Annotated in this window: 7 protein-coding genes; 2 read left to right on the forward strand and 5 right to left on the reverse strand. The window is 55.2% G+C overall.

Annotated features, from left to right (window positions below; all coding sequences use genetic code 11):
* Positions 1–178 precede the first annotated feature (178 nt).
* Positions 179–904, reverse strand: a complete 726-nt coding sequence (locus BW990_RS16650; RefSeq protein ID WP_076449787.1) for a polysaccharide deacetylase family protein — start codon at positions 902–904, stop codon at positions 179–181.
* Entirely contained in the window at positions 901–1,962 is a 1,062-nt protein-coding gene (locus BW990_RS16655; protein ID WP_200798067.1) for a glycosyltransferase family 4 protein, read from the reverse strand. The genes BW990_RS16650 and BW990_RS16655 overlap by 4 nt, the downstream gene beginning before the upstream one ends.
* Before the next feature lie 417 nt (positions 1,963–2,379).
* Between BW990_RS16655 and BW990_RS16660 the strand changes: the two genes are divergently transcribed.
* On the forward strand, positions 2,380–3,522 hold the full coding sequence (locus BW990_RS16660; RefSeq protein ID WP_159441679.1) for a polysaccharide pyruvyl transferase family protein: 1,143 nt from the start codon (positions 2,380–2,382) through the stop codon (positions 3,520–3,522).
* Between the two features lie 271 nt (positions 3,523–3,793).
* Here BW990_RS16660 and BW990_RS16665 read toward each other — a convergent pair whose 3' ends face one another.
* The 3 genes from BW990_RS16665 to BW990_RS16675 all read right to left on the reverse strand — a co-directional run bounded on the left by BW990_RS16665 (position 3,794) and on the right by BW990_RS16675 (position 7,334).
* Complete coding sequence (locus tag BW990_RS16665; protein ID WP_327214181.1) at positions 3,794–5,209, reverse strand: class I SAM-dependent methyltransferase; 1,416 nt, start codon at positions 5,207–5,209, stop codon at positions 3,794–3,796.
* 2 nt (positions 5,210–5,211) lie between these two features.
* Entirely contained in the window at positions 5,212–6,270 is a 1,059-nt protein-coding gene (locus BW990_RS16670) for a glycosyltransferase family 2 protein (RefSeq protein ID WP_083950680.1), read from the reverse strand.
* A gap of 329 nt (positions 6,271–6,599) precedes the next feature.
* Positions 6,600–7,334: a VPLPA-CTERM sorting domain-containing protein gene (locus BW990_RS16675; protein ID WP_159441681.1), complete on the reverse strand. Its 735-nt coding sequence runs from the start codon at positions 7,332–7,334 to the stop codon at positions 6,600–6,602.
* A 132-nt stretch (positions 7,335–7,466) separates the two neighbouring features.
* Here BW990_RS16675 and BW990_RS21575 point away from each other — a divergent pair, with 132 nt between their 5' ends.
* On the forward strand, positions 7,467–7,691 hold the full coding sequence (locus BW990_RS21575) for a hypothetical protein (RefSeq protein ID WP_143526255.1): 225 nt from the start codon (positions 7,467–7,469) through the stop codon (positions 7,689–7,691).
* Positions 7,692–7,882 lie beyond the last annotated feature (191 nt).

The following is a 7,882-nucleotide window of genomic DNA, read 5'->3' on the forward strand; positions in this document are numbered from 1 at the left end:
CCGTCTTCCGGGGCATTCATCGATCCTCCATTTGGCTCGAAAGCTTACTTCGTGGAGGGCTACATTTCAGGGGGCGGGCCAACTGCGACATCTGTCGACGACGTAGGGTATGTTTCAGGCCAAAAGTCCGATGCTAAAACTGAGGACCGAAAATGAAACACGGCGAACCCTATCTCTATCAGTGATAGCGCAGCCGCATGAGGAGGCGGTAAATCCCGAGGCGATTGCTCATCCGCCAAGCCATACCGCGGTACTCGTCAGGATTCGCCAAATGCCGGGCCATGTAGTTTGAATCTATCGAAGTCGTGATGCAGAGGCGGGAGTAGAGAAACGTCTCGAAACTCCGATGATGGCCCAGTTGGATCGTGAAAAGGTGTGTATAGCCTGCCGCCAGGGCCGCGTTCCACACCCTTTTGTCAAACCGGCCAAACGGAAAGGCGAAAAGCTTGACGCTCGATCCCGTCTTGTCCTCAAGCACGGATTTGGAGGTTCTGACCTCGTTTTCCAGGTCCACATCGGAAAGAGCGGTGAGATCCACATGCGCCAGGCCATGAGACCCGACAGTGATGCCGTGGCTGGCAAGCTCTTTGATCATTTGCCAGTTCATGTGGCCGGGTTTCCCAACAAGATCCGTGGGGATAAATGACATGAACCCCGGAATTTCGCCTGATCCGAAATATTCTTCGAACGCGACGGTATAGTCAGAGAGTCTGCCATCATCGAAGGTGAGAAGGACCCGGCCATCCTTGTCGTGGTTCCTGCTATGGCAATGATTGAGGAAGGTCTCGGGCGATATCAAGCGATCTCGAAAGAGATCCAGATGGGATTTGAACCTTGAGCTGGAGACCGTCCAGCGGTCACGCCCCGGCTCGTCCGAAATCTCATGGTAATTCAGGATGATCATAGGCTGGCCATCAGTTTTCCCACGCGTTGCCCCCAAGCGCTCCAGTTCAGTTCCGCTTCATATCGATTGCGGGTGCTTTCTCGGAGTCGGGAGATGCGGCCAGGATCGGCTAGCAGTGCGGCGATGGCAGCGGCGTAGTCACGGCCGGGCGCGTCCGGGTCGACCAAGATACCGTTCGTTCCGTGGAGGACTACACCAGGCACGCCGCCTGTCGCCGGTGCGATTGACGGCAGGCCATACGCGGCGGCTTCGCAGAATACGATCCCGTAGCAATCCGCACGTGTGGGAAGGATGAAGAAGTCGGATTCGTCGAAAAGCCGAGTGAGTCTTTTCATCTCTTCCGGGTTTTGCTTGTCGAGGAAAGGGATGATCTCCAGGCCATCGCGGTCGACCGGGTGAGGGGGCGAACAGCCGCAGATCGTCAATCGGGCATCGATGCCTTGCGCGCGCAGGCAGTCCAGGGCCTCGATCGCGATGGCGGCACCCTTTTCTGCCCAGTCTACACCGACGAAAAGCAGCCGCAGGCCGGTATGCGCCCGCTCGCGAAGGGCTGTTTCTCTGTCCGGTGCATCCATCAAATTTGCTCCCCAAGGAATAACGTGTACAAGCGCCGGGTCGGCACCATAGTCTTCCATGGCCGATTGGGCAGCCCATTCGGTGGGGTAAAGCAGCAGGTCCGCTCGCGATATGCTGTCGCGCTCCAGAGCGTCGATCTCGATGCGTGCACGGCGGGACAGGTTCCTGTAATTCGGATGGTAATTCTCGACCAGTTTGAAGGTCGCATCCGACGTGTAGACCAGAGGCACGTCGGGCGGTGTTCCCCTGGCGAAGGTGGAACCAGCGGGGGCAAATACCATGTCGACCTCGGCGTCCGAGATCTTCCTTTCTGCGTCGGTCGCGAATTGCCTCGCCACGGGCGCCGCGTGGAACGGAGATAGGCGAGGCAGGCCAAACGTTCGCCGGATCTTTGCATAGGCTTTGTGCAGGGGCAAAGCCGGCGCCTGCAAGGGGCCGAGACCGACGATCTCCATTGCCTGCTCTTCGAGAGCGCGCGCCATGTAATATGGCGTTCCGGACCAGAAACCGACCTTTCGGGGATCGCCGATCGTGACAAAGCCGACACGGAGCGGTCTTGCCGGTGCAGACCGCTGATCGCCGCGGCGCGGTATCCCGGTTGAGACCATGCTCGGCTTCCTCCGTGACGACTGAAGCAGGGTTCCGCCGCTGATCGAAGGATCGACGGCCTCCTTTATTAACGCTGCCTTGGAACATCCTTTGTTGCAAGCTGATAAACCTGCTTGTCCTGTCAGGGCCAGCGTTGCAGAGTTCAGTCTGGCTCTCGGCGCAGTATTGGCCGCGATGCGGTTTTTTCGAGCGCAGCGGCCCAGTTGACGCACGCCGGCAGATTGGGGAGTCCCGTTGTGATATCAGATTCAGCGCGCTCAAAGCTCCGGCTTGGCCTGCTTTGGCATACTGTGAACAATGCCAATCTTGGCGTTGGCGCGTTGACGGTCGCGCATATTCGCATCCTTGATGAACTGGCCGAACGTCTGAGCGCAGACTTCGACTTCGACGTCATCAATTGGCCGGATCCCGACATGCCGGACTACCTGCGTCATCCGCGCGCAAGGATGCAGCCTTTCAGCCGACGCTTTCTTCTGGCTCGTCGGGACGGGCTTCGTCAAGTTGCGGCCGATTGCGCGATGGTTCTCGATATTGGTGGGGGCGACAGTTTCACCGACATATACGGGGCCAAGCGGTTTTTATACCAAGCCGTCTCGAAGGCGGTGGTTCTCCGATCGGGAACTCCATTGGTTTTGGCACCGCAAACCATCGGACCTTTCCAGTCGGCATGGTCCCGTATGATCGCGCGAGAGATCATGCGCAGGTGTCGGCTCGTCGTAACGCGCGACGAAATCTCGACTCGCTTCGTCCGCGATCTGCATCCGGGCATCCCACTTCTGGAAGCGACGGATGTGGCGTTTCACCTTCCCTATCCGGCGCTCCCGCCGATCGGCGACGGCAGAGTGAGGGTCGGGCTAAACATTTCCGGGCTTCTGAATGCCGGCGGTTACAAGAAGCGAAACGATTTTAGATTGCTCGTCGATTACCCGTCGCTTGTGAAACGGATCATCTCGGATTTTCTGTCGAAGGACGGCGTGGAAGTTCACCTCTTCAGTCATGTGGTGGTGCCGAAAAACGTTGATACCGTGGAAGACGACCAGCGCATTGCCGAAAGGCTTGCCAAGGAATTTCCGAAAGTCCGGGTTTCTCCGGCTGGCGCGACGCCGGGTGAAACGAAGGCCCAGATCGCACGTATGGACTTCTTTTGTGGATCGCGAATGCACGCCTGCATCGCCGCCTTTTCGGCAGGCGTGCCAACCCTTCCGCTTGCCTATAGCCGCAAGTTCATCGGCGTGTTTCGGACCTTGGGCTACGATCTTGTCGCCGACTGCACTGCCGATACCGAAGATGAGATAATGTCGAAGATTCACCAAGGCTTCGAGCAGCGTGAAACGCTTCGCAAAGACATGGACAGCATGCGGGCGGAGGCGGACCGCCGACTGAGCACCTATTCCGACAAACTTTACGAATTACTGAAAGACGATGTGGGGTAGGGCCGGCGTATCAAGCTACGGGACTCCAGTTCTGGCTGGGTGAATGTTCTGTGGCAGGTTAGGATCTCATCGATGTCGTAAATGGCATGCTTGTGCCGTCCGACGCGAGTCCTAGGGAATACTGCGAACGGGTCCGGGCAATATGGAATAAACGCGAGGAGTACCTTGAAATGTGCGCCACTGCGCACCTGCGTCATCTCGACAGGGGGAGCTAGACGGCTGGGCGCGAGAGATCGCTTCTGATGCCGAACGCTTCAAGAAGGTTTCTCGTCTACTGGACTGCTGTGGCGCGAACGGTTCCGGTGACCGCTATACGGCTGTCCATCAGTTTGAGACAGAGATTCGATAAGAGCCGGTGTTTTTCTGGAACGTCGAAATATGTCGAAAAGGCCCCGTAACCCGCCTGTTTGAGCCAGTCCCGAACGATCTGCGGGTCGGTTCGATGTATGCCGCTCTCGGCATATTCACCGACCGTCAATGGGCCAAATTTCTTCTTTTCTTCGCGCCTCTTGCGCTTTTCGGATTCCGCCGACCAATTCCAAAAGGCTACCAACAACTGCCCGTCCCGCGAGAGTGCAGGTGAAAATGAGCGCAACATGTCGATCGGTGAGCTCATATATGGAAGGCACAGATTCATCAGAAGAACGTCGTAACGGCCTGGCTGGAATGCAGAGATTGGATCACTTAGGGCAGCATCGAGTATCATGATGTCACGCGATTTTGCGGATTCGGCTATGACATGATCGAGAGGAATGGCGTCAACCTCATGGCCCTGCGCGACGAGAGCCGCCTCAGTTTTACCCATATCACACCCGACGGAAAGCACCCTGCATCGCCGGTTTGGCATTGCGCGTGCAACGCTCGCAAACGCGGGTGTGAAATAGCTGCGGTCGTAGCGGCTCGAATGATCCGACTTGACCGTTCCGTCAATAAGAGAGGTTCGCAGATGGTCGTTCTTGGGGATTGTCAGCAATTTTTCAATCTGAAGGTCCATCTCCACTTTCGGCAGACCAATGCGACCGATGTATTTGTTTGGAAGGTGGTGTAAGCTGAAATCTGAGAGCCGCGAAACGTTGATGACTTTTTTCAAACCACAACGCGTGTATGGATCGGTCGCGGCCGAACAAAGCATATCGTAACGGCCAGAATGGGGCTGCACGAGAAACCCACCAGAGGCAATACAACGCTTCAGTTTATCGCGGGAAAGAATGTAGGCCGCGGAATGTTCGTTGGTGAAATTCGCGAAAACCTCTCCGCCTGCGAGTAGGACCGAACTGGGATCCCAATGATAGGTAGCGTGGACGGTCGAGTAGTGCCAAGCCCCGCTCGCGTCGATCTCGTGCCGCATGAAACCGGCGACGTGGTCCGGCGGCAGCACAGCTTCTGCGCCGAGGTAGTTTTCCACATGGGTCTCTAGTATGTGGGTATCGTCCTCAGAATATATGAAGACATCGTAGTCGTCCTGACGGTCCGCAAAGATCTGACGATGCGCGAAGGGCAGAGACCACGGATTGCTTGTCGGCAGGCCGACGGCAACTTCGATCGACGTGCCAAAGTTCTTGTCCACGTTAGACAGGATAACGATATCGACCTGATACCGCGAGAACCCTCGGTAAGTATCAATCAGGGTCTGCACATATGACGTATTCGAGTCACCGTAGTTGGCGATTGCAACCAAGATCTTCACGATCAAGCACTGCCGTCCGAATGGGGCTGTGGGCGGTTGTTCGCAGAGATACTGCGCGCGCTCTCGCTCCAGCTTGGTCGGAAGCCAAGCGAATATTTCAGATCAATATATATCCACTTCGGATCGCGGATTAGCATCTTGCGCAGCATCCTGCGGCAGAGATCGCGCTCTTTCCTATCGTCCACCAGCTCGTCGATTGCCTGGAACAGATTACGAATGTGCTTTATGCGCAGGCTTAACTCATTATCGAATAACGGCAAACCTTGTTTGGAAGATGTGTTGAACCATCTGCGGCGATCGGCGTGGCTGGCCTGTGCTGCGGTAGATATGCCCGGATGGACCCGTCGCTCAAACAGTTTTTCAGGCAGTCGGATGAATTTTCCAAGCAACGCAAGATGCGCTAGCAATATCAGATCCGAGGCTAAAAAGTCTTGAATAAGGCGGGTGCGGCGTAATTTATTGATTCGAATGATGCCAAAGATTGGGTTGCAAAGCCCACGTCGCCGCATGAAATTCTGCTTAAGGTATGCCTCCAGACGCGCACTTGGAGTGTTTTGTGGTAGGTCGAGACCGTCATCGAAAAGGCCGATCTCATGTCCGGATCCGTCGATCACGGATGTCATGGGGTAGGCCAACACCGCATCGGCATCGAGTTGCATCGCGGTCATGCAATGGCTCAGGAATCCCGGCAGTAGATTGTCGTCATGTGCCTGCCATTTGAAATATGGCCCACGCGCCAACTCAACAACAAGGTTATAGTTAGGAGCCGCTCCAAGATTACTTTCTTGCCGAATATAGCGGATTCGGGAATCCTTTGCGGCGAAGGTTTGGCATATTTCTCCGGTCCCGTCCGTGGAAGCATTGTCGCTGATAATTAGTTCAAAATCCTCGAAATCTTGATCAAGGATGGATTGCACGCTCTCAGCCAAATAATTTTCGCCATTATAGACTGGCAGCCCAATACTTAACTTTGGGTATAGCATTTTGAGTTCACTCACAAAATTTGCTGTGGATACACGCTTCGAAGGGCCGACTTGGTAACCAGACTCACAATAACGCATAGCATGCAAAATTTTGATGCCGGATTTTCATCGCTGGCAAGTCTATTCCGTCATAATCGCTTTTATATATTTCGACGGGCGCCCAGAAGTCGCGAAGGAAGACGATGCCCGAATCCCGCGACCCCACAACGCGTCTGACCCATGACGAAGCAACGGGAAAGACTTGCCACGCTGCATGACCGCCGTTCATGGCCTCTTGGATTTGGTTAAAAGGAAATCCATCAACCGAGCGAGGCATACTCTGGAACTACCAGGCACACCGTCCGAATGCTTACTTGAGCTTCCTGCCGATTTTCTTTTCAGGGCAAAAGCGCCGTTGCGCAAGCATGCTACACCGAAGCGGCGACAGCAGCCTTACGACGCCTTCCCGCAAAAGCAAGTCCGGCCAAACCTGTCAACAGCAAAAGTCCTGCAGCCGGCAACGGCACCGCGGACACTGTCACAAGGTTTTGTTTGCCGCTCTGGCTTTCTAGAAAGAGAAGGTTCCATTGACGGCCGTCATCGTAGGCTGCTGCGGCAGTCAAATATGATTCGGCCAAAGCAAAGGCGGAACCTGCGCCGTACCCTGCAACACCCCGAAAATCGTCGTTCGCCGCCGTGTTGTTGGTCAGGCTGTAGTCGTCATCATAGAGCACTTCCCATAGCGCCATCTGAAACCCCGCCGACCGATTCCTGTCATCTGCAAGGCCTTCGAAGTAGTTGGCGTCAAAGAGGCCCTGAACACGAGCCATCTCGCTTGCGTCCAAACCATAGCTATTGCTGAAGGGCGTATCAGTCGTCTCGTAAGGATAAGTGATTCCGGACCCAGTGCCCAACCAGCTTGTAAGGTCCAGGCACCACGCTACGAAATTGCCCAAGAGGCTACCCGGCGTAGTGTCGAGCATATCAAATGCCCCGGCCAAAACGTTATCAGGCAGCGCGCCGCCTCCGATGGGGTCAACCGGCGATTCGACAATTTGCAAGGTCCTGTAACCAGATTGAGGCCCAAGATACTCGAGATTGAGCGGGGTCGCCCCGGCAGAACCAGCGGCGACACAAAGCCCTGCAGCGCCAATGACGGACAAAAATCGGCTTCTAATCATGACCAAGCTTCACTTCCAAAATTACCACAGCAAAACAGTCGCAAGCCGCGGACGGCACACACACTACAGATGAAAGTAACTGAAAAGGCCGCCTTAGAAAAGACATATTTGATCATGCTCGAAATTGCCATCTGTCTAAGAACACGGCGTCTTATCCGTGAAAAATCCGGACAGTTGCCAAAAAACATGTTAAGGTTGTTTGCTGTAGGGGCATACTTCTTATGGGCGAAAAGAACCTATAAAATTAGAAATGTTCAATTCTGCGTGGCGCCTGATCATATCGCAGTCAACAGGGCCAATGGCGGCGCGCCGCGCTTCGGGCAAGAAGAACCGTTATAGTGGCAAGATTTAGGTTCTAGGGTCGAGATGCTTTCATTTCCAACGCACTACGTGATTCACGGCTCGGAAAACCGAACTGTGACATGATCCACCGTGTCTTGCCGACCGGCGATCAGACGGCCAAGCTTGCCCCTGTCTTCTCAAAGTCGCACGGCAAGCCGCGGACCGATGACAGACGGGGGTGGAGCAGG

It is taken from the genome of Roseivivax lentus (assembly GCF_900156805.1).
Lineage (GTDB): Bacteria > Pseudomonadota > Alphaproteobacteria > Rhodobacterales > Rhodobacteraceae > Roseivivax > Roseivivax lentus.

What these genes read in the sequence shown, in the direction of transcription:
- BW990_RS16650 (WP_076449787.1), bottom strand. Translation starts at nt 904, where the DNA reads ATGATCATCCTGAATTACCATGAGATTTCGGACGAGCCGGGGCGTGAC.
- BW990_RS16655 (WP_200798067.1), bottom strand. Translation starts at nt 1,962, where the DNA reads ATGGCGCGCGCTCTCGAAGAGCAGGCAATGGAGATCGTCGGTCTCGGC.
- BW990_RS16670 (WP_083950680.1), bottom strand. Translation starts at nt 6,270, where the DNA reads ATGCGTTATTGTGAGTCTGGTTACCAAGTCGGCCCTTCGAAGCGTGTA.
- BW990_RS21575 (WP_143526255.1), top strand. Translation starts at nt 7,467, where the DNA reads ATGCTCGAAATTGCCATCTGTCTAAGAACACGGCGTCTTATCCGTGAA.